Raw genomic sequence first — 18229 nt, forward strand, 5'->3', positions numbered from 1 at the left:
TCAGATCTTGATGTCGCGGTTGAACTTCTCGATCCAGGACGCGCGCTGCTCGTTGATCTTCTTCCAATCCTGGAACACGAACTTCTTCTTCAGCTCCGCGGTGTCCTTGGCCAGCACCTTTGCGATCTCGCCGGACATCGCGACCTTGGTGTTGGTCGGCACGATCAGATACGGTGAGTTCATCAGCGTGGTCTGCACCTCCGGTGACAGCGCCGCCTCGATCAGCTTGAAGGCAAGCTCCTTGTTCGGTGAGTTCTTGACGATGTGGATCGTGGTCTTGAAGGCGATCGCGCCTTCCTTGGGCGCCACGAACTCGACGGGCACGCCGCGCGCTTTCAGGATCTGGATGGCGTTGAAGTTGCCGGGCGAGATGTCGATCTGGCCCTGCTGGAACAGGGTCGCCAGCGCGCCGGGATTGGCGGCGACGGCGGCGAGGTTCGGCTTCAGCTCCTCCAGCGCCTTGAAGCCTTCGTCGACATTGGCTTCCGAGCCGCCGCGCATGCGCGCGATCTCGACCAGCCAGCCGGTGCCGAGCGTGGAGTTCAGATTGGTGATGCCGACCTTGCCCTTGAACTCGGGCTTCCACAGATCGGCCCACGAGGTCGGCGGCGTCTTCACCGTCTCTGGATTGTAGGTGAGGCCGACGACCTGGAAGAACGGCGCCGGGCCCATCGCGTCCTGCGCTTCCGGAATCAGGTCCTTGAAATAGGTGCTCTTGTCGGCTGGGTAGGGCTCGACGAGATCCTGGCCGATCGCGACCAGCGCCGGACCCGGGTCGTGCAGCATGACGTCGATCGGCGGATTGGCCTTGGCGGCGTTGACCTTGGCGATCTGGTCGACCGACAGCATCGGATCGAGCACGATCGCCGCATCGGCGTTGGCCTTGCGGAAGGCAGGGACGAGCACGGCTTTATGTGCTTCTTCCCAGCTGCCGGTGAAGGTCGCGAACACCAGCGGCCGCGCCTGCGCGAGGCTCAAGCCCGGGAAGGCGTGCATGGCTCCCAGCGTCAAGGCGCTGGTCAGGAGCCGGCGGCGATCAAGCATCATGTTCCACTCCGATGTGTCTGTTGGTCTATTGCGGGAAGACGATGGCGAGGCCGGGTGCGATCGGCGCGACCCGCACCGGGGCGCCGGCCTCGCGCAGCGGCGTGCCGCCGGTGCGGGCCTGCGAGATCTTGATGCTGGATCCGTCCTTGGCCTTGATCTCGTGGACGACGGTGGCGCCGAGCGGCAACGCCATGCCGATCTCGCCGGCAAAGCCGGTGTCGTCGCTGACGAAGGTGAGGTGCTCGGGACGCAGGCAGACGGTGACCTTGTCTGAGGCACTGACCGGATGCGGTGCGCGCGCGATGATCTCGCCGCCGGCCTCCAGGCCAACCTTGACACTGCCCGCGTCGGTCGCGATCACGGTCCCCTTCATCTTGTTCGCCGTGCCGACGAAGCTGTTCACGAACAGCGTCTGCGGTTGGTCGTAGATCTCGGACGGCGTGCCGAACTGCTCGAGATGACCATGGCTCAGCACGGCGACGCGGTCGGCCATCGACAGCGCCTCCTCCTGGTCGTGCGTCACGATCAAGGTTGTGGTGCCCGCCATGCGCTGCAGCCGCTTGACCTCGATCTGCATGTCGAGCCGCAAATTCTTGTCGAGCGCCGCGAACGGCTCGTCGAGCAGCAGGATCGACGGCTTGATCGCCAGTGCGCGCGCCAGCGCCACGCGCTGCTGCTGTCCGCCGGACAACTGCCGCGGCAGCCGCTCGCCGAACGGGCCGAGCTGCACCATGTCGAGCAGCCGCTGCGCTTCCTTGTTGCGCGTCGCCTTTTCGACGCCGCGCGCGGCGAGGCCGTAGCCGACATTCTCGGTGATCGAGAGATGCGGAAACAGGGCGTAGTTCTGGAACACGATTCCGACGGCGCGGCGGTTGGGCGGCAGCGCGTCGACGACGTCGTTGCCGATGATGACGCGCCCCTCGCTCTGGCCGATGAAGCCGGCGATGATGCGAAGCAGCGTGGTCTTGCCGCAGCCCGAGGGCCCAAGCAGGGCGATGATCTCGCCGCCTTTCACATCGAGATTGATGTCGGAGACGGCCATCGTGCCGCTGGCGAAGCGGTGCGTGATCCGATCCAGAACGAGCGACTTGGCTTCCGATACGCTGGCCATGGGCTTCCTGCTCTATTCGTTTGAAAAAGCAAGAAGCGTGCCGCCTTTTCAGGCAGTGGCGGCTGCTTGTGTACAAAAGAGGATATGACAGGTACGCCAGTATTAAGATGCCATTCCAGCTAGGAGGCACGGGCGTGCGCCGACGGCGATGCGCTCCCTCGCCCCGCTTGCGGGGAGAGGCACGGATCGAGCAAGCCCACTAACAGTGCCGTCCAGCTAACCGTCGCGATGCTCCAGCCGTGCGGCCAGCGCCTCGGGCAAGCCTGTCGTCGGCTTCGCGGCGGGGCGGCGGAAGGTGCCGGCGGTGGCTTTGCGCATCTTCAAGGCGAGCAGTGCTTCGGCCTGCTTCACCGCGGCGATCACCTGATCGACCACGGGGACGGGAATGCGATGCGCGACCCGAGCGGCGAGCCCCGACAGTGGCGCGCCGGCGAAGATCAGGACATCGGCGTCATTCTCCTCGACCGCGCGCAGCGCCAGCTCGACCAGCAGCTCCTCCTTTTCATGCTGCACGTCGGAGATCTGCTTGAAGCTGCCGTCGAGCATGCGGATGCCGGCGCAGCGCTCCATCAGCCCGTGCATGCGCACGCACTCCTCGTACCAGGGGCCGAGCGCCTGCGCGAAGGTGACGATCGCGAAGCGCCGTCCGGCCATGCAGGCCGTCAGCATCGCGGCCTCCGCAAGCCCGATCACCGGCACGTCGAACAGCTCGCGCGCCGCGAACAGGCCGGGATCGCCGAACGCGGCGATGATCGCAGCGTCGAAGGTGCCGTGACGCTCCGCCAGCATCTCCAGTGCGACGGCGCCGCCGATCTGCGCCTCGGCGCGGGTGGCGATGTAGGGCACGCCGCGCGGCGCGGTGCAGGGGATCAGGGTGGTGCCGGGCGCAGCAGCCTCCCGGCCGACCTGCAGCATCAGGTCGGTGATGTCGGTGCGGATGTTGGGATTGAGCAGCAGGATGTTCATGGCGCCTCGCGAGTGGATATGCGAGCTTGCCCGAGGGATTGCCGCATTGTCCACAACGGTGGCCGTCAGAGCGCGCCCTTGACCACGATGCCTATCAGCGTGGCGAGCAGAGACAGTATTGCACCAAGGCTGAGCAGCCGCCGCAGCTTCAGGAACCAGGCCTGTCGATCGTCGCCGCCGAAGCTGAACTCATCGTAGACCAACGCGGTCAGCAGCGCGGCTGCGAGCAGCACCAACGCGGGCAGCGCCGGCAGCAACAGCGCGACCCAGCCGAGCAGGGACGGCATCACCCCCCAGCTCATGCGCGGCCAGCCTGCCAGCGCCGGCGTCTGCACGGCGACGCCCCAATGGATCGCGCCGAGAAAGCTCACGATGACCGCGCCATAGCCGATCTGCGCGCGCAGCGCGGCCAGCCGGATCGGATCGTCACCTGCGATCGCCAAGACCGCGAGGCCCGCGAACGGAATCAGCCCGGCGAGGCCGAGAATGCGCATCGAAGCGGGGACGCCGGACATCATGACGCTAGCCTCCGCGGCTCCTGGCGATCGCAGTGGGCGTCCGGCCGCGGTCGGATCGGCAGCGGTCCGAGCAGTATCTCACCTCGTTCCAGTCGCGTGCCCATTTGCGCCGCCACGCAAACGGGCGGCCGCACGCAGCGCATATCCTGGTCGGCAAGTCGGCCTTGCGCCGCATCTTCGGCATGGCGTCACCACGCGACCCAGATGCCGCGCCGGGGCAGGGCGGCATCTGCCGCCTCCCTGCCGGAACGCGTCGCAATCCGCTCGTCCGTCACGTTCGCCCTCGCCGATCAGTGCGACGCGCCGGCTCCGGCCGGCACCGTCCACGCTGAACAACGATCGATGAGCGCCGCCGGATCAGTGGCCCGCGGGGCGCTCGTGGTTGCGGCTCAGGCTTTGGTCACGTGGACGGCGGGCGTGGTACCGCCGTTCCACTTGCCCTCGATCGCGCGCTCGATCTGGGCGGCCAACTGCAGCAGCAGGCCGTCGTCGGCCTGCTTGCCGATCGCCTGGATGCCGAGCGGCAGGCCGTGCTCGTTGGTCGCGAGCGGCAGCGAGATCGCCGGAATGCCGCAGAGGTTGGCGAGCGGCGTGAACGCGAAGTTGCGCCAGAGATTCTCGAACCAGTCGAGCACGTCCGGATTGTCGCTGATCGTCAGATATTCGGTGGTGCCGATCTTCGGGGTCGGCAGCGCGGTGATCGGGGTCAGGATGATATCCCAGTCCTCGAAGAAGGCGCCGAAGGCGCGCGAGGTGGTGTTGAACACCGCCTGCATCGCCGCGCGCTCGGCGAAGCTGGTATCGCGGCCGGCCTCCCAGATCCGGATGTTGATCGGCTCGATCAGCTCGGCCGGCGGCCGCTCGAGCTTGCGCGACGCGAGCAGGTTGTTGATGACGATCGCGAAGTTGGAGATGTAGCAGGTGGTCTGCGCCGCGAATGCGGCGCGATAATCCAGGTCGGGCAGCGCGTAGTCGACGTGGTGGCCGAGGCCCTCGAGGAACTTGCCGACACGCGCCAGCTCTGAAGCGATGTGCGGCGCGGCGCGATAGTCGCCCCATTGATGCGACAGCGCGATCCTGAGCTTGCCGGGATCGCGCTTGATCAGCTCGACGTAAGGCTCCGGCGTGGTCCAGTACGGCATGAACTCGCCCGGCGCGCCGCCGCGGCAATGGTCGACGAACGCCGCGGTGTCGCGCACGCTGCGCGACTGGCAGCCCTGGATCGAGACCAGGCCGCTTAGATCCGACAGATGCGGCGCGATCGAGAACACGCCGCGCGAGACCTTCAGCCCGATATTGCCGTTGACGCCCGCGGGAATCCGGATCGAGCCGCCGCCATCGGTGGCATGCGCGATCGGCACCACGCCCGCCGCGACCATGGCGGCACTGCCGGCCGACGAGCCGCAGGTCGTGTAGTCGGTATTCCACGGATTGCGCGTGACATAGACGGCCGGGTTCTCGGCCGAGCTGCAGACGCCGAACTCCGGCGTGGTGGTGCGGCCCATCAGGTTGAGGCCGGCCTTGCGCATCTTCGCCGTCAGGTGCGTGTCGGCGGCGGGACGGTTGCCGCGCATGAACAGCGAGCCCTGCTCCTGCAGGCGCCCGGCCATGGTCGGCCCGAGATCCTTCATCAGGAACGGCAGGCCGGCGAAGGCGCCGTCGGCATTGGCGCCCGCCTTGATGGGATCTTCGACGGCGTCGGCGAAGACTTCGACCACGCCCGATAGCGCGGGATCCACCTGGGCAATGCCTTCAGCCGCCTGCCGCGCCAGCTCCGCCGCCGTCAGCTCGCCGCTGCGAACGCGCGCCGCCAGCGCCATGCCATCATGCCGGGCCCACTCGTCCCAGCTCATCGCCAACGTCATCTGTCTTCCGATCCTTGCGCGCCGACCATCGATGCTACGCGTCCGAACGGTGCGATGATCAGGCGCTGTTCCACTTCCGGCGCCGCGAACCTTAGTTTGCACGAGAGCCAAGTCAATCAATCGCCCTGCATGCTGCCATACGATCCTATCATGCGGCGCGGCCGACCATCGTCCGCAATGAAGCCGACATACGAGCCGTTCCGGAAAACGGGACTGCGGCCCGCGGCGCCGGACGTTGACGCTCGTCAAGGCCGGCGCATGGCGCGCGTGCTTGATGCGGTCATGGATATCCTGACCTTCGGCGCGGCGGGCGCCGCGCTGCTCGTCACGCCCGGCCCAACCAACACGCTGCTCGCCACTGCCGGTGCGAGTCGTGGCGTGCGCGCCTCCGTTCATCTGCTGCTCGCCGAGCTTGCCGGCTATCTGCTCGCGATCGCGACGCTGCGCATCACGCTCGGTCCGCTCGTTGCGACCGCGCCGCTGGTCGGACATGCTCTCCGTGTCGTGGTCGTCCTCTATCTGCTGCACCTCGCGGCCGCGCTCTGGCGCCATGGCAGCAGCAGCGGCGCAAGCGATGCGGCGCCGGTCACCCTGCGCGGCGTGTTCATCACGACGCTGTTCAATCCAAAGGCCATCATCTTCGCCTTCACCTTGCTGCCGCCGGAAGGCGATGCGGCGAGCCTATGGCCGTTCCTGGTCGTGCTCGGGCTCTCGACCGCGACGATCGGAGGAGCCTGGATCGTGCTCGGCGCGACGCTGCGCTGCGGTCTCGGACATGTCGTGCCGGCGTGGCTCGGCTATCGCTGCAGCGCTGCGGCCCTGGCGCTGCTCGCCTGCGTGATCCTGGCGCCCGCCCTTGGCGCGCCATGAGCGGTTCCGCTTGTTACATTGTTGCTGATCGACAACCGCGCCGGCCACGTGCTATCCGCTCGCCGAACAGGGGGCGCGGTGCGCAGCATTGGCAAACGAGACATCACGAGCCGTTCGCGCATGCTGCGCCGGATCGTGGCTGCCTGCCTGATGCTCGCCTATGTCCTCGCGGGCGCGCTGCACGGCGCTTGTGACATCGACGTCGCCCATCCCTCCGCGGGCAAGCCGGAGATCGCGTCGCTGCTCGACCGAGCGGGCCACACCGATCAGCGCGGCATCGCCGACCATCATTGCCATGGCTGCTTCTCGGTGGCCGTGCCGCAGCCGCAGTTCGCCGCCGTCCCGGCCGAGGTCGTGGCCGCAACCGGCTGGGCCGTTCCCCTGCTCAGTGCAGGCGTCCTCCCCGAGTCCGAGTCTCCGCCGCCAAAACACCTGAGCTGACGCAACGTGCCGGACGGCCGACGCCGTCCATCCTTGCCCGTCCAGACAGGTTCATCTCATGCCATTCCCCGGGATGGCTGCGCGTGCCATCGGCGCCGCAGCCCTGCTCGCTCTGTCCGTGCACGCCTCCGCGGCGCAGACGCTGACCCTCCGCGCGGCGCTCTCCCGCGCCCTCGCCGCCAATCCACGGCTATCCGCCGCCGACCGCGACATCGGCATCGCCTCCGGCCAGCGGCTCCAGGCCGGCGCGCTGCTCAATCCGGAGCTGTCCTACGAGCAGGACAATTCATTCGGCACGGGTCAATATCGCGGCACGCGATCGGCCGAGACGACCTTGCAGATCAGCCAGGCGTTCGAATGGTTCGGCAAGCGCGACGCCCGCATCGCCGCCGGACAGGCCGGTGTGCGCGTCGCCGAGATCCAGCGCCAGGCGGTGCGGCTGGAGATTTTGTCGGAGACCGCGATCGCCTTCGTGACGGTGCTCGCCACGCAGCGGCGCATCCAGATCCTCGACGATCAGGTCGCAGCGCTCGATCGCCTGACGCCGCTGCTGCGCCGTCGCGTCGAGGCGGGCGCGTCGTCGCCGGCGGAGACCGGCCGCGCCGAGGTCGCCTCGGCGCTGGTGCGAGCCGATCGCGAGCGCGTCAAGGCGACGCTTTCGAGCGCACGCCGCGAGCTCGCCGTGCTGATCGGCGACAGCTCGGCGAAGCTCCCGGCCGTCACCGGCCGGTTCGATGCGACCGGCCAGCCGCCGGCGTTCCAGACCGTGATCGCGGCGATCGATGCCAATCCGCAGCTCGTCCGCTGGACCGCGGTCTACGCGCAGCGCAATGCCGAGCTGCTGCTGGCGCGGCTGAAGCCGTACCCCGACGTCCGCATCGGTGCCGGCTGGCGGCATTTCAACGACACGCAGGACGACGCCGTCAGGCTCAGCGTCTCCGTGCCGATCCCGGTGTTCGACCAGAACCAGGGCAACATCCTCTCGGCGCAGGAAAGCCTCGCCAAGACCGAAGCCGAGCGCAAGGCCAACCGCAACGCGCTGCTGGTGATCGCCGGCCGCGCCTACGACTCGCTGCAGGGCTCGCTGCGGGAATTGTCCGTGCTGCGCGAGATCGCAATTCCGAAGGCGCAGGAGGCGGCCGACGAGATCGCGCAGGGCTACAGCGCCGGCCGCTTCTCGTTGCTCGAGGTGCTGGACGCACAGGCGAGCGTGGCGCAGGCGCGGCTGCGCGAGCAGGAGGCGCTGCAGAACATCCATGTCGCCGTGGCGACGATCGAAGGCCTGGTCGGCCGTCCCTTCACCCTGGAACGGGAGACTGCGCGATGAGACCATCCACCGTCATCCTCATTGTCATCCTGGCGGCCGCCGCCGGCGCCGGCGCATCGCGCCTGCTGGTCGAGGCGGAGCCGCAGGCCCAGGCAACCGTCGGCCATGCCGATCATGCCGAGAAGGCACCGAAGGACCATGTCGAGCAGGACGAGCATGGCGCCGACCGCATCCGCATCAGCGACGTGAAGCTCGCCGCGGCCGGCGTCGCGCTCGCCGAAGCCGGCCCTGCGACCTTGTCCGATACGCTGGCGTTCAACGGCGTGCTGCGCGCCAATCAGGAAGCGCTGGTGCAGGTGACGCCGCGCTTTCCGGGCATCGTCCGTGCCATCAAAAAGCGCATCGGTGACACCGTCGCCAAGGACGAACTGCTCGCCGCGATCGAGAGCAATCAGAGCCTGACCTCGTATGATCTCAAGGCGCCGATCGGCGGCACCATCATCGACCGCCAGATCTCGCTCGGCGAATACGCCTCCGAGCAGAAGCCGGCCTTCGTGGTCGCGGATCTCTCCACGATCTGGGTCGACCTGTCGATTTATCGCCAGGATCTCCGGCGCGTCCGGCTCGACGACGAGGTGCTGATCGATCCAGATGACGGACGCGGCGCGATCCGCGGCCACGTGTCCTACATCGCCCCCGTCGGCGCCAGCGAGACGCAGACCGCGCTTGCCCGCGTCGTGCTGGCCAATCCCGACGGCCGGCTGCGCCCGGGCCTGTTCGTCACCGCGCGGCTGGTTCTCGCCAAGCGCAGCGTCGCCGTGGCGGTCCGCGCGAGCGCGATCCAGACCCTGGAGAACAAGACCGTCGTGTTCGTGCGCGAGGAGGGCGACAAGATCGAGGCGCGCCCCGTGGTCACTGGCGAGTCCGACCCGACCTATGTCGAAATCCGCGATGGCCTCGCCGCCGGCGAACACTACGTTGCCGAGAACAGCTTTGTGGTGAAGGCGGAGATGGGCAAGGGGGAGGCCGAGCATGATTGACGCGGTCCTCGGATTTGCCGTGCGCCAGCGCTGGCTGGTGCTGATCGTTGCGCTCGCCGCCGCCGGATTCGGCGCCTGGAATTTCACCCGGCTGCCGATCGACGCCGTGCCCGATATCACCAACGTGCAGGTGCAGATCAACACCAAGGCGCCCGGCTACTCACCGCTCGAGACCGAACAGCGCATCACCTTCCCGGTCGAGACCGCGATGGGCGGCCTGCCGAAGCTGGACTACACGCGCTCGCTGTCGCGATATGGGTTGAGCCAGGTCACCGTCGTGTTCCAGGACGGCACCGACATCTATTTCGCGCGCCAGCTCGTCAACGAGCGCATCCAGCAGATCAAGGATCAGCTGCCCCCGGGCGTCGAGGTCGCGATGGGACCGCTCTCGACCGGGCTCGGCGAGATCTTCATGTATGCGGTCGAAGCCAAGCCCGGCGCCAAGACGCCTGATGGCACCGACTACTCGCCGACCGATCTGCGCACCATCCAGGACTGGATCATCCGACCGCAACTGCGCGGCGTGCCGGGCGTGATCGAGGTGAACACGATCGGCGGCTTCGAGCGCCAATTCCACGTGCTGCCCGATCCCGGCCGTCTGATGGCCTATCGCATCAGTTTCCGTGACGTGATCGCGGCGCTGGCGTCCAACAATGCCAATGTCGGCGCCGGCTATATCGAGCGCAATGGCGAGCAATATCTGGTGCGCGCGCCCGGCCAGGTCGGCAGCGCAGCCGAGCTGAAGGACATCGTGATCGGCGCCCGCGGCGGCACGCCGGTGCGCATCGGAGACGTCGCCGAGGTGACCGAAGGACGCGACCTGCGCACGGGGGCGGCGACGCTCAACGGCGAGGAGACGATCCTGGGCACGGCGATGCTCCTGATCGGCGAGAACAGTCGCGCCGTTGCGCGCCGCGTCGCCGCCCGGCTCGACGATATCGCGAAGTCGCTGCCCGAGGGCGTGGTCACGCGCACGCTCTATGACCGCACCCATCTGGTCGAAGCGACGATCCGCACCGTGGAGAAGAACCTGCTCGAAGGCGCCGCGCTGGTCGTCGTCGTGCTGTTCCTCCTGCTCGGCAACATCCGGGCCGCACTGGTCACGGCCTGCATCATCCCGCTGTCGATGGCGATGACCATAACCGGCATGGTCGAGAGCAGGGTGAGCGCCAACCTGATGAGCCTCGGCGCGATCGATTTCGGCATCATCGTCGACGGCGCCGTCATCATCGTCGAGAACTGCCTGCGGCTGCTGGCCCAGGCGCAGCATCGCAAGGGCGGACTGCTCACGACCGCCGAGCGGTTGCAGACCATCATCAGCGGCGCGCGCGAGGTGATCGGGCCGAGCCTGTTCGGCACCGGCATCATCGCCGTGGTCTATCTTCCGGTGCTGACGCTGACCGGCGTCGAGGGCAAGATGTTCACGCCGATGGCGCTGACGGTGCTGATGGCGCTCGGTGCCGCCGTGCTGTTCTCGATCACCTTCGTGCCGGCAGCGGTCGCGATCTTCGTCACCGGCAAGGTATCCGAGCGGGAGAACCTCATCATGCGCGGCGCGCGGCGGGTCTACGCGCCGCTGCTGCGCGGCGTGATCGCGCACCGCCTGATGGTCGTAGCCCTGGCCGTGGTGATCGTCGCGGCGAGCGGCTTTGCCGCGACGCGCATGGGCGGCGAGTTCATTCCGAGCCTTGACGAGGGCGACGTCGCGCTCGCGGCCCTGCGCATCCCCGGAACGAGCCTCACCCTCTCGGTCGACCTGCAGAAGGCGCTGGACGCGCGGCTGCGACGCATCCCGGAGGTGAAGGACGTGTTCACCCGCATCGGCACGGCCGAGGTCGCGACCGATCCGATGGCGCCGTCGCAGGGTGACGGCTACATCATGCTGAAGCCGCGCCAGGCGTGGCCCGACCCGGCGAAGCCGAAGGCGCAGCTCGTCGCCGAGATCGAGGCGGCGGCCGACGAGATCCCCGGCAGCAACTACGAGATCTCGCAGCCGATCCAGTTGCGCTTCAACGAGCTGATCTCCGGCGTGCGCAGCGACGTCGGTATCAAGATCTTTGGCGACGATCTCGATATCCTGCAGGGCGCGGCGCGCCAGGTCGAAGCCGCGATCCGCGGCGTCAATGGCGCGACCGACGTCAAGACCGAGCAGGTCGCGGGGCTGCCGATCCTGACGGTCAGGATCGACCGCCAGGCGCTGTCGCGCTACGGCCTCAGCGTGGCCGAGGTGCAGAGCGTGGTCGAAATCGCGATCGGCGGCAAGGCGGCCGGAAAGCTGTTCGACGGCGACCGCCGCTTCGACATCGTCGTCCGCCTCCCCGAGCGTCTGCGCGGCAATCTCGATGCGATCCGCGCGATCCCGATTCCACTGCCGGCGGGTGAGGAGGCGAATGCCGCGCCGCTGCGCACCGCCTTCTCCTCGGCCGCACAGCCGCGCTACGTGCCGCTGTCGTCGGTCGCGGCCGTGGCTTCGGCGCCGGGGCCGAACCAGGTCAGCCGCGAGAACGGCAAGCGGCGGATCGTCGTGTCAGCCAATGTTCGCGCCCGCGACCTCGGCTCGTTCGTGACCGAGGCGCAGGCCGCCGTCGCGGAGAAGGTCAAGCTGCCGCCAGGCTATTGGATCGGCTGGGGCGGACAGTTCGAGCAACTGGTGTCGGCGACCAAGCGTCTCACGATCGTGGTGCCGATCGCGCTCGCGCTGGTGTTCCTGCTGCTGTTCATGAGCATGGGTTCGTTCGCCGATGCCGCGCTGGTGTTCTCCGGCGTGCCGTTGGCGCTGACCGGCGGCATCGCGGCGCTGCTGCTGCGCGGCCTGCCGCTGTCGATCTCGGCCGGCGTCGGCTTCATCGCGCTGTCAGGCGTCGCCGTGCTCAACGGCCTGGTCATCATCGCTTTCATCGAACGGCTACGCCGGGAGGGACGCTCGGTGCGGGCCGCGGTGGAGGAGGGCGCGCTGGCGCGATTGCGGCCGGTGCTGATGACGGCGCTGGTCGCCTCGCTCGGCTTCGTGCCGATGGCGATCGCGACCGGCGCCGGCGCCGAGGTCCAGCGCCCGCTCGCCACCGTCGTCATCGGCGGCATCATCTCGTCGACGATGCTGACGCTGCTGGTGCTGCCGGCGCTCTACGTGCTGTTCAGACGCGAGGCGCGGTCCGCGTCGGCATAAGCGGCATGCAGTTCCCGACTTGATAGCTGCATGCCGCCCGCCCGCGACGGCGTCGGGACCTAGTTGAAGGCCATCGGCGCCGCGCTGGCCATCCAGCCGTCGGAGCGTGCATTGCGGGCGAACCGCTGATATCTCGGCGCACGGGCCTCGCGCGTGACACGAGCCGCTGCGCCGAACATCGTGGAACCGCCGTTCGGGTTCACGATCGCGTAGCCGGCGATCGACCGCGGATGCTCGCGGGTGACGTGACCGCCGGAATTGCCGTCATGCACATACCAGACATTGCCGGCGACCTGCTGCTGCAGGATCATGACGTGGCCGGAGCGGACCGCCGCCATGCCCGGTGCGGGAGCCGCGCGTGGAAAGCGACGCCAGTTGGATGCGAGATTCAACTCGGGAATGACCCGGCCGAACGTGTAGAGCGACGCTTCGCAGCCGCAGAAGGCATGCGGGCATCCCGACGGCCGGCCACCGACGACGCGGCCCTCGCCGGGGATCGAGGCCATGGCGTTCATGAAGGAGTGATGGTGTCGGTACGAGTAGTGATGATGATGGTGACGAGGACGGGCCTCGGCTTGAACGGAGAGAGCCAGCAATGCGGCGACGACAATTACAACGCGGTACATTCGGAGGACTCCTGTACACTGTGAAATCCCCCTGCCGCGCGCCAATCAACGTCCAAACATGTCCTCAAAGTGACCGAATCACCCCTGAGCCATGCAAATGCGGGAAGGCGCTGCCCGCTCGGGCTGGTTCCAAATCATTCGAAGTGATTGACTCTCGACGTCGAGAATGACTCACAACAAATGAATGTTCCGCCTTGGGAAGATCAGACTACCTACTAACAGCGCGGCGACCGCGGCCGGCCTTCAGTCGTCCTAATAGCCACAAAGATGTAATGAGGATAAATAACATCCTCCACGCGTGCCGCGCTCTTGGGCATTCCGTTCCAGACCACGACAGGAGATCGTCATGACCACGTTCCGCGGCAGTTGCCTCTGCGGCCGGGTCGGCTTCGAGGTCGATGGGCCGTTCGACAACTTCCTCAATTGCCATTGCTCGCGCTGTCGCAAGGCCAGCGGCACGGCGCACTCCTGTGAGGTCATCGTCAAGGCGTCGGCGCTGCGGTGGATGCGGGGCAAGGCGAACGTCACACGGTTCGACCTGCCGCAGGCGCGCAGCTTCGCCACCGCCTTCTGCAGCACATGTGGCAGCCCGATGCCGCATCTGACGCGCAGCGGCCGCGAGGTGATCATTCCCGCCGGGAGCTTCGACGAGCCGCTCGGCGCCGCTCCCGATCGACACGTGCATTGGGCGTCACGTGCCGACTGGTACGTTGATGGTGACGGGCTGCGCGTCGAGGACTGACGCAATCAGAATGCCGCTCGTCGGGCGACTCATGCCCCTCACGCCGAGATCGGACAAGCCTGTCGAGGCTTCATATCCGCCCGACCGCCGCGGCGTCCGGAATCCGATTTCACGAGCAAGTTCAGGCTGATTTGGGCTGTCCAGTCCCGGCAGAAAAAATATCCTGCTTGGCGATTTCGGAAAATCATGATTGTTTGTCGCTGTCCCGCCTCATCGACGAGGGGCGCTGCGCGGTCGTCACGAAGCGTGGAGTGCGGGATGTGATGGGCGGGCCGGTTTGCAGCGTGGTCATTCGCGCGGACGAACAACATCGGCTCGCACGGTCAAGTCGCGTGGTCCTGATACTCCGATGCCAGTATCAAGCCTGCGCTGGCGCCAATGGCGCCGCGTGGGTGACGGTGACCAAAAAGCCCGGCGCACCGGGGAGAACGCGAAGCAGCCGTAGCGCCATCGCGCAGGGAGGGCCGGATCGTCCGGCTGGACCTGTGGTACCTGCCGCCTGCATTTTTTGAGCAGGCGGGCCACGGGCCTCAGTCGAGGTCCGGCCTTCCCTGCACCCTCTCGTTTGAAGAGGGTGAGATCACTGTATCACTCGGACGCCCGGGGCGCCGCGAGGCTACGGACGCACATCCCCATATGCACATCCCATATGCCTCAAAATTGTTGATCACGACGGCGCCAATGGCTCGGTGCCCACCCTCCCCTGGAGGGGGAGGGTCGGTCGCACGCGAAGCGGGCGAGCGGGGTGGGGTGATCTCTCCGCGAGCGCTTGTGCACGTGGAGAGATCACCCCACCCCGCCTCACGTTTCGCTTCGCTCACCGCGAGGCGACCCTCCCCCTCCAGGGGAGGGTGGGCACCGAGCTCGTGGCTTAGCTTTGGAGAGCGACTGATGCGGATCCATAGGGCCCGTTTTGAGGTGTCGGCTATGTCTCCGAACACCTTCACGGCAGTTGTCCGGGCCATGCCCTGCACGGCGACGAGGGCGGAGAGGCGATGCAGGAGCCGTCTCCCCTTCGCCATTGACCGCCCCATCGATTGGCCTATCTCTTCAACACCGCAAAGAAACGGAACTGGATCCCCTGATGACCGCACATTTCAGCAGCTTCGATACTGCCATCGATCCCGTGAAGCTCGACCGCCTGGCCGAGGTGGCGGTGAAGGTGGGCCTGCAATTGCAGCCGGGTCAGGATCTGCTGCTGACCGCGCCCTCGATGGCGCTGCCGCTGGTGCGCAAGGTCGCCGAGCACGCCTACAAGGCCGGCGCCGGGATCGTGACCTCGTTCTTCTCCGACGAGGAACTGACGCTGGCGCGCTACCGTTTTGGCCGTGACAACAGCTTCGATCGCGCCGCCGACTGGCTCTACCAGGGCATGGCCAAGGCGTTCTCGGAGAACACCGCGCGGCTCGCGATCGTCGGCGACAATCCGATGCTGCTGTCCGGCCAGGATCCGGCCAAGGTGGCGCGCGCCAGCAAGGCCAACTCCAAGGCCTATCAGCCGGCGCTGGAAAAGATCACCAATTTCGAGACCAACTGGAACATCATCGCCTATCCGAGCCCGTCCTGGGCCAAGCTGGTTTTCCCGGACGTGCCGGAGGAGGTCGCGGTGGCGAAACTCGCGGACGCGATCTTCGCAGCGTCGCGTGTCGACCGCGAGGATGCCGTGTCCGCCTGGGAGCGCCACAACGCAGTGCTGCGCGAGCGCACCGAGTGGCTCAACGGCCAGCGCTTCAGCGCGCTGCATTACACCGGACCCGGCATGGACCTGACGATCGGTCTCGCCGACGGCCATGAATGGGAGGGCGGCGCCTCGACTGCCAAGAACGGCATCACCTGCAACGCCAACATTCCGACCGAGGAAGTGTTCACGACGCCGCATTGCCGCCGTGTGTCGGGTCACGTCGTCAGCTCCAAGCCGCTGTCCTATCAGGGCACGCTGATCGACAACATCCAGGTCAGATTCGAGGAGGGCCGCATCGTCGAGGCGAGGGCTTCGAAGGGCGAGGAGGTGCTGAACAAGGTGCTCGACACCGACGAGGGCGCGCGCCGGCTCGGCGAAGTCGCGCTGGTGCCGCACTCCTCGCCGATCTCCAAGAGCGGCCTGTTGTTCTACAACACGCTGTTCGACGAGAACGCGGCCTCGCACATCGCGCTCGGCCAGTGCTACTCCAAATGCTTCGTCAACGGCACGTCGCTGTCGCCGCAGCAGATCGCAGCCCAGGGCGGCAACCAGAGCCTGATCCACATCGACTGGATGATCGGCGCGGCCGACACCGACATCGACGGTCTCCATGAAGACGGCCGCCGCGTCCCGGTGTTCCGCAAGGGCGAGTGGGCTTGAAGGGCGAGTGGGCCTGACGCATGACGGGCCGGCGCCACGCGTGCACCGGCCCGAAGCGAGCCGCGAGCGATGCTCGCGGCGGTGTCGTCGTCGATCGAACCTGCCTACTGCTTGGCGCTGCCGGTGGTGGCCTGCACGTCGATCGTGATCCGCTCCGACATCACCGGCTTGTTGTGGGGGATGTGGCTCCAGTCGCCGAGCACGAGCTGCAAGGTGTGCTTGCCCGGCGTGAGATTGACCGAGGCTTCAGTCTGGCCCTTGCCGAAATGCACGTGGCCGGCATCGACCGGGATCGCCTCGTTGAGTGCGTCGCCCTCGAGCGCGGGCGCGTCGATCAGCAGATGGTGGTGCCCGGTGTTGGGAGCCTCGGTGCCGGACGGCGCGACGCCCATGCCGGACAGGCCGAAGCGGATCAGGACCGGCGAGGAGACGGTGTCGCCGTCCTTCAGGTTGATGAAGTAGGCCTTGGCGTTTTCGGGGGCGGGCGTTTCGCCCGCCATGACGAGACTGCTGGTTGCAAGGGCGGCGGCGGACAGCGTGAGGGCGAGTGCGAGGCTCAGTCGGCGCATCCTGGGAAATCCTTATCTCTGCGAAGGCGGCAAATCTTTAAAGGTGACGGCACGGCGCAGGATGGGCAGGGCGACCGGAGGGGCGCCTGTCCGCATCTTGCAGTGCGAGCAAACAGTAGATCAGCAGGTTTGGCGAGGCCGCGAACAAATTGCGGCGTTCGCGTGAAGTTTATAGCGCTTGCGTGTTTGTGATGCGACGGCTGGTCGCGGCGGTTGGTTCAAATCTTAACGACTGCGGAAAGCAGCCATTAGGTGCAATCGGCTACGGTCGCAGGCTCATGCCGGCGTTCGCCCGGTCATTTCAGTCCCATGCATTTGAGGTCCAAGATGTCTCCGTCCTTGATCGAAACCGCCAATCTCACCGTCGACCTGGCGCCCGCTCCGATCGAGCCGTCCTGGATCATCGAGGGCAATCCGACCGCGACCTCCTGCACCATCGCGCGCAGCAGCGACGGGCTGGGCTCGACCATCGTCTGGCATTGCACCGAGGGCAAGTTCAACTGGTACTACGATTTCGACGAGACCATCCTGATCCTCGAAGGCGCGATCACGCTCGAGAGCGAGGGCATGCCGGCGAAGCGCTATGGGCCGGGCGACGTGATCTTCTTCCGCGACGGCGCGCATGCCAAATGGCATGTCGAGGGCCACGTCAAGAAGCTCGCTTTCTGCCTGAAGACGCAGCCCTACGTGCTCGGCCTCGCGGTGCGGATCATCAACAAGCTCAAGCGCATGTTCCTGACGCCGGAAGGCCGCCGCGGCACCAGCCTTGCGGGCGCCTAGACGCCGTCGAGGATGATCACGGTCGGGACCTGTGGCAGCAGCTCGCGCGACATCTTCAAGGTGCGCTCGGCGCGGCGGTCGATCTCGAACTGCTGGCCGATCTTGCGCATGAACTCGTCGAGCGGCGTCGCGAAGCGGTGCATCGGCAGCACCACCGAGGCGCGCAGACGCTTGGTGATCTCCGAGATGCCGTCGAGCGACATCGTGTAGGTGCCGTCGATCGGCACCATCACCACGTCGAGCCGGCCGATCGCGGCGAAATGCGTCTCGTCGAGCTTGACGTGCAGGTGGCCGAGATGGCCGATGCACAGGCCGGCGACCTCGAAGATGAAGATCGAGTTGCCGTCCTTGATCATGTCGATGCCGACGGAATCTCCGAAATAGCGGCGGATGTCGGTGGTGATGTTGCGGATCAGCACGTCGCCGATTCGCTCGAAGATCTGGGCCGGCTTGCCGTCGTCGCCCCAGCCGCGCAGCACATGCGGGATGCGCGGATCGGGGGCCAGCGTGTAGTGCGTCGAATGCGCGCGGTTCATGGTGATCACGTCGGGCAGCCGTCCGACCTGATAGGCGCCGCTGTAGTCGGTCGCGATGCGGATGCCCATCGGCGTGTCGATGAAGTAGGTCGAGTGGCCGGCATAGGTGATCGTCACCTCGTTGCCGGCAGACGCCGTCCGGCGCAGGCTGACCGGCATCGCGCGCGGTTGGTCGCCGGCCATCGCCAGGCACTCGCTGGTGCGCGGCCCCGATTGCGCCAGAGCGGGCGATGCGAACGCGACCAGGACGGCAAGCAGCGAGACCAGCGAGCGCAGCATGGCAGTTCCCCTTCGACAGCGCGTGTGAGTGTAGCGGGGAATCCGGATCAGAACTATCCTCGGCG

General features: G+C 67.0%; 17 protein-coding genes. 8 read left to right on the forward strand and 9 right to left on the reverse strand.

All coding sequences use genetic code 11. The features are described from left to right. The 6 genes from ACQR0W_RS15990 to ACQR0W_RS16015 form a co-directional block, all read right to left on the reverse strand. Nucleotides 1–1047: an ABC transporter substrate-binding protein gene (locus ACQR0W_RS15990; RefSeq protein WP_006615317.1), complete on the reverse strand. Its 1047-nt coding sequence runs from the start codon at nucleotides 1045–1047 to the stop codon at nucleotides 1–3. Nucleotides 1048–1072: 25 nt separating this feature from the next. Continuing rightward, nucleotides 1073–2158, reverse strand: coding sequence for an ABC transporter ATP-binding protein (locus ACQR0W_RS15995; RefSeq protein WP_316169578.1), 1086 nt, complete (start codon nucleotides 2156–2158; stop codon nucleotides 1073–1075). A 216-nt stretch (nucleotides 2159–2374) separates the two neighbouring features. After that, nucleotides 2375–3124, reverse strand: coding sequence for an aspartate/glutamate racemase family protein (locus ACQR0W_RS16000; RefSeq protein ID WP_315825896.1), 750 nt, complete (start codon nucleotides 3122–3124; stop codon nucleotides 2375–2377). A gap of 65 nt (nucleotides 3125–3189) precedes the next feature. Next, nucleotides 3190–3642 (reverse strand): DUF3429 domain-containing protein, encoded by a 453-nt coding sequence (locus ACQR0W_RS16005; RefSeq protein WP_316186640.1) that lies wholly within the window; start codon nucleotides 3640–3642, stop codon nucleotides 3190–3192. Between the two features lie 4 nt (nucleotides 3643–3646). Continuing rightward, a complete protein-coding gene (locus tag ACQR0W_RS16010) occupies nucleotides 3647–3826 on the reverse strand; it encodes a DUF2256 domain-containing protein (protein WP_315713691.1) in 180 nt (59 codons plus the stop codon). Nucleotides 3827–4031: 205 nt separating this feature from the next. Beyond that, nucleotides 4032–5507, reverse strand: coding sequence for an amidase (locus tag ACQR0W_RS16015; protein WP_316169576.1), 1476 nt, complete (start codon nucleotides 5505–5507; stop codon nucleotides 4032–4034). A gap of 258 nt (nucleotides 5508–5765) precedes the next feature. On the opposite strand from ACQR0W_RS16015, the gene ACQR0W_RS16020 reads away from it, so the two are divergent. Genes ACQR0W_RS16020 through ACQR0W_RS16040 form a run of 5 tightly spaced genes read left to right on the forward strand, consistent with a single transcriptional unit; the run spans nucleotide 5766 to nucleotide 12291 of the window. Next, a complete protein-coding gene (locus ACQR0W_RS16020) occupies nucleotides 5766–6377 on the forward strand; it encodes a LysE family transporter (protein WP_316186641.1) in 612 nt (203 codons plus the stop codon). A gap of 21 nt (nucleotides 6378–6398) precedes the next feature. Further along, the gene (locus ACQR0W_RS16025; protein WP_316169575.1) at nucleotides 6399–6818 is read left to right on the forward strand and encodes a hypothetical protein; all 420 of its coding nucleotides are present in this window, start codon (nucleotides 6399–6401) and stop codon (nucleotides 6816–6818) included. A 58-nt stretch (nucleotides 6819–6876) separates the two neighbouring features. Then, on the forward strand, nucleotides 6877–8145 hold the full coding sequence (ihpA, locus tag ACQR0W_RS16030; protein ID WP_316186642.1) for a divalent metal ion exporter subunit IhpA: 1269 nt from the start codon (nucleotides 6877–6879) through the stop codon (nucleotides 8143–8145). Beyond that, a complete protein-coding gene (gene ihpB, locus ACQR0W_RS16035; protein WP_315713695.1) occupies nucleotides 8142–9125 on the forward strand; it encodes a divalent metal ion exporter adaptor subunit IhpB in 984 nt (327 codons plus the stop codon). The genes ihpA and ihpB overlap by 4 nt, the downstream gene beginning before the upstream one ends. Next, nucleotides 9118–12291 carry an efflux RND transporter permease subunit gene (locus tag ACQR0W_RS16040; protein WP_315825902.1) on the forward strand — a complete coding sequence of 1058 codons (3174 nt, stop codon included), beginning with the start codon at nucleotides 9118–9120 and terminating at the stop codon, nucleotides 12289–12291. The genes ihpB and ACQR0W_RS16040 overlap by 8 nt, the downstream gene beginning before the upstream one ends. 59 nt (nucleotides 12292–12350) lie before the next feature. Here ACQR0W_RS16040 and ACQR0W_RS16045 read toward each other — a convergent pair whose 3' ends face one another. Then, entirely contained in the window at nucleotides 12351–12917 is a 567-nt protein-coding gene (locus ACQR0W_RS16045; protein ID WP_315825903.1) for a hypothetical protein, read from the reverse strand. 346 nt (nucleotides 12918–13263) lie between these two features. On the opposite strand from ACQR0W_RS16045, the gene ACQR0W_RS16050 reads away from it, so the two are divergent. Then, the gene (locus ACQR0W_RS16050; protein ID WP_315825904.1) at nucleotides 13264–13659 is read left to right on the forward strand and encodes a GFA family protein; all 396 of its coding nucleotides are present in this window, start codon (nucleotides 13264–13266) and stop codon (nucleotides 13657–13659) included. A 1084-nt stretch (nucleotides 13660–14743) separates the two neighbouring features. Then, the gene (locus tag ACQR0W_RS16055; protein WP_315825905.1) at nucleotides 14744–16000 is read left to right on the forward strand and encodes an aminopeptidase; all 1257 of its coding nucleotides are present in this window, start codon (nucleotides 14744–14746) and stop codon (nucleotides 15998–16000) included. 104 nt (nucleotides 16001–16104) lie between these two features. Here the strand turns inward: ACQR0W_RS16055 and ACQR0W_RS16060 are convergent, their stop codons facing one another. Further along, entirely contained in the window at nucleotides 16105–16569 is a 465-nt protein-coding gene (locus tag ACQR0W_RS16060; RefSeq protein WP_315754975.1) for a DUF4399 domain-containing protein, read from the reverse strand. A gap of 327 nt (nucleotides 16570–16896) precedes the next feature. Between ACQR0W_RS16060 and ACQR0W_RS16065 the strand changes: the two genes are divergently transcribed. Beyond that, nucleotides 16897–17349 carry a cupin domain-containing protein gene (locus ACQR0W_RS16065; protein ID WP_315825906.1) on the forward strand — a complete coding sequence of 151 codons (453 nt, stop codon included), beginning with the start codon at nucleotides 16897–16899 and terminating at the stop codon, nucleotides 17347–17349. On the opposite strand, the gene ACQR0W_RS16070 is transcribed toward ACQR0W_RS16065, so the two are convergent. Then, nucleotides 17346–18164: an MBL fold metallo-hydrolase gene (locus tag ACQR0W_RS16070; RefSeq protein WP_316167319.1), complete on the reverse strand. Its 819-nt coding sequence runs from the start codon at nucleotides 18162–18164 to the stop codon at nucleotides 17346–17348. The genes ACQR0W_RS16065 and ACQR0W_RS16070 overlap by 4 nt on opposite strands. Between the last annotated feature and the right edge of the window lie 65 nt (nucleotides 18165–18229).

Origin of the sequence: Bradyrhizobium sp. HKCCYLRH1034 (assembly GCF_051168375.1) — a bacterium.
GTDB lineage: Bacteria > Pseudomonadota > Alphaproteobacteria > Rhizobiales > Xanthobacteraceae > Bradyrhizobium.

Excerpts from the sequence above, each read along its gene's own strand:
- ACQR0W_RS15990 (WP_006615317.1), bottom strand. The coding sequence starts at position 1,047 with ATGATGCTTGATCGCCGCCGGCTCCTGACCAGCGCCTTGACGCTGGGA.
- ACQR0W_RS15995 (WP_316169578.1), bottom strand. The coding sequence starts at position 2,158 with ATGGCCAGCGTATCGGAAGCCAAGTCGCTCGTTCTGGATCGGATCACG.
- ACQR0W_RS16000 (WP_315825896.1), bottom strand. The coding sequence starts at position 3,124 with ATGAACATCCTGCTGCTCAATCCCAACATCCGCACCGACATCACCGAC.
- ACQR0W_RS16005 (WP_316186640.1), bottom strand. The coding sequence starts at position 3,642 with ATGATGTCCGGCGTCCCCGCTTCGATGCGCATTCTCGGCCTCGCCGGG.
- ACQR0W_RS16010 (WP_315713691.1), bottom strand. The coding sequence starts at position 3,826 with ATGCCGAAGATGCGGCGCAAGGCCGACTTGCCGACCAGGATATGCGCT.
- ACQR0W_RS16015 (WP_316169576.1), bottom strand. The coding sequence starts at position 5,507 with ATGACGTTGGCGATGAGCTGGGACGAGTGGGCCCGGCATGATGGCATG.
- ACQR0W_RS16020 (WP_316186641.1), top strand. The coding sequence starts at position 5,766 with ATGGCGCGCGTGCTTGATGCGGTCATGGATATCCTGACCTTCGGCGCG.
- ihpA (WP_316186642.1), top strand. The coding sequence starts at position 6,877 with ATGCCATTCCCCGGGATGGCTGCGCGTGCCATCGGCGCCGCAGCCCTG.
- ihpB (WP_315713695.1), top strand. The coding sequence starts at position 8,142 with ATGAGACCATCCACCGTCATCCTCATTGTCATCCTGGCGGCCGCCGCC.
- ACQR0W_RS16040 (WP_315825902.1), top strand. The coding sequence starts at position 9,118 with ATGATTGACGCGGTCCTCGGATTTGCCGTGCGCCAGCGCTGGCTGGTG.
- ACQR0W_RS16045 (WP_315825903.1), bottom strand. The coding sequence starts at position 12,917 with ATGTACCGCGTTGTAATTGTCGTCGCCGCATTGCTGGCTCTCTCCGTT.
- ACQR0W_RS16050 (WP_315825904.1), top strand. The coding sequence starts at position 13,264 with ATGACCACGTTCCGCGGCAGTTGCCTCTGCGGCCGGGTCGGCTTCGAG.
- ACQR0W_RS16055 (WP_315825905.1), top strand. The coding sequence starts at position 14,744 with ATGACCGCACATTTCAGCAGCTTCGATACTGCCATCGATCCCGTGAAG.
- ACQR0W_RS16060 (WP_315754975.1), bottom strand. The coding sequence starts at position 16,569 with ATGCGCCGACTGAGCCTCGCACTCGCCCTCACGCTGTCCGCCGCCGCC.
- ACQR0W_RS16065 (WP_315825906.1), top strand. The coding sequence starts at position 16,897 with ATGTCTCCGTCCTTGATCGAAACCGCCAATCTCACCGTCGACCTGGCG.
- ACQR0W_RS16070 (WP_316167319.1), bottom strand. The coding sequence starts at position 18,164 with ATGCTGCGCTCGCTGGTCTCGCTGCTTGCCGTCCTGGTCGCGTTCGCA.